The 1923-nt window shown below is 68.6% G+C and carries 1 protein-coding gene and 1 pseudogene; both read right to left on the bottom strand.

Going from position 1 to position 1923, the window contains the following annotated elements; translation table 11 throughout:
- A pseudogene (locus ACN675_RS28980) lies at positions 1 to 321 on the bottom strand (WYL domain-containing protein); the annotation flags it as partial.
- A gap of 102 nt (positions 322 to 423) precedes the next feature.
- Positions 424 to 1782, bottom strand: a complete 1359-nt coding sequence (gene pafA / locus ACN675_RS28975) for a Pup--protein ligase (protein ID WP_197256343.1) — start codon at positions 1780 to 1782, stop codon at positions 424 to 426.
- Between the last annotated feature and the right edge of the window lie 141 nt (positions 1783 to 1923).

Below are 1923 nucleotides of genomic sequence, written 5' to 3'. Positions count from 1 at the left end.
CGACGACCACAACGCCGCCGCGACCGCGACCGCTGCGGTTTCCGCGCTGGTCAGCTCGATGTCCGGTAGCTCGTAGGCGTCCCGGTTGATGCGATAGCCCTCGACGGTGGAGTACCGCGACGGCATGCCCGTCTCCAACGGAATGCCCAGGTCGCGCAGTTCGTTCTTGTCGCGCTCGAACATGCGGCTGAACGCCTCGTCGCTCGCCGAGTCCGCGTAGCCGGCAACCGACGCCCGGATCTTCTCCGCCGTCAGGAACTGGCGTGTGGACAGCAACGCGATGACCAGGTTGACCAGCCGTTCGACTTTCGAGATCGCCACGCCCGCAAGCCTAGTGTCCCGGCCGCGGCGGTCCGCAGGCGTGGTCGCGCGACACGCCTGCGGACGACGATCTCCGTGACGGCCCGCTACCCGGGGGACGTTCTACATCGAGGCGATCAACCGCTCCACGCGTTCGTCGACGGACCGGAACGGGTCCTTGCACAGCACGGTGCGCTGCGCCTGGTCGTTGAGCTTGAGGTGCACCCAGTCGACGGTGAAGTCCCGGCCCGCGGCCTGCGCCGCGGCGATGAAGTCGCCGCGCAGCTTCGCGCGGGTGGTCTGCGGCGGGGTGTTCACGGCCGCGTCGACGGCCTCGTCGTCGGTGGCGCGCGCGGCGAGCCCCTTGCGCTGCAGCAGATCGAACACGCCGCGGCCGCGTTTGATGTCGTGGTACGCCAGATCGAGCTGCGCGATCTTCGGGTCCGACAGTTCCATGCCGTAGCGGTCCTGGTAGCGCTGGAACAGCTTGCGCTTGATCACCCAGTCGACCTCGGTGTCGACCTTCGCGAAGTCCTGCGACTCGACGGCATCGAGCACCCGGCCCCACAGGTCGACGACCTGCGCCACGTGCGGGTCCGGTTCCCGGCTGCGCAGATAGTCCACCGCCCGCGCGTGGTACTCGCGCTGGATGTCGAGGGCGCTGGCCTGCCGGCCCCCGGCCAGCCGCACCGGGCGCCGCCCGGTCAAATCGTGGCTGACCTCCCGGATCGCGCGGATCGGGTTGTCCAGCGCGAAGTCCCGGAACGCGACCCCGGCCTCGATCATCTCGAGCACCAGCGACGCCGACCCCACCTTGAGCATGGTGGTGGTCTCGGACATGTTCGAGTCGCCGACGATCACGTGCAGCCGCCGGTACTTCTCGGCGTCGGCGTGCGGTTCGTCGCGGGTGTTGATGATGGGCCGGGACCGGGTGGTCGCCGAGGAGACGCCCTCCCAGATGTGTTCGGCGCGCTGCGACAGGCAGAACGTCGCCGCCTTCGGGGTCTGCAGCACCTTCCCGGCGCCGCAGATCAGCTGCCGGGTCACCAGGAACGGCAGCAGCACGTCGGAGATGCGGGAGAACTCCCCCACCCGCGCCACCAGATAGTTCTCGTGGCAGCCGTACGAGTTGCCGGCCGAGTCGGTGTTGTTCTTGAACAGGTAGATGTCGCCGCCGATGCCCTCCTCGGCGAGCCGCTGCTCGGCGTCGACGAGCAGATCCTCGAGGACCCGCTCCCCGGCGTGGTCGTGCTCGACGAGCTGCAACAGGTCGTCGCACTCGGCGGTCGCGTACTCCGGGTGCGACCCCACGTCCAGATACAACCGCGCCCCGTTGCGCAGGAACACATTGGAGCTGCGGCCCCACGACACCACCCGGCGGAACAGGTAGCGCGCCACCTCGTCCGGGCTCAGTCGGCGATGCCCGTGGAAGGTACACGTGACGCCGAACTCCGTCTCGATACCCATGATTCGTCGCTGCACACTTCGACAGTACCGCTCCGAACAACCGACCATCGGCTGCAACGGCATCTACGGTCAAGCTGTGATGTTCGATGCCGCCCGGTACAGCCGCGCAGACCGTGTCCTGTTCGAACGCAGCGGCGCGCTGCGCCCGTCCCCCGC

The organism is Rhodococcus sp. O3, from assembly GCF_048897285.1.
GTDB lineage: Bacteria > Actinomycetota > Actinomycetes > Mycobacteriales > Mycobacteriaceae > Rhodococcus.
The sequence above is the reverse complement of the archived record's forward strand: the minus strand, read 5'-3'. Positions and strand labels throughout refer to the sequence as shown.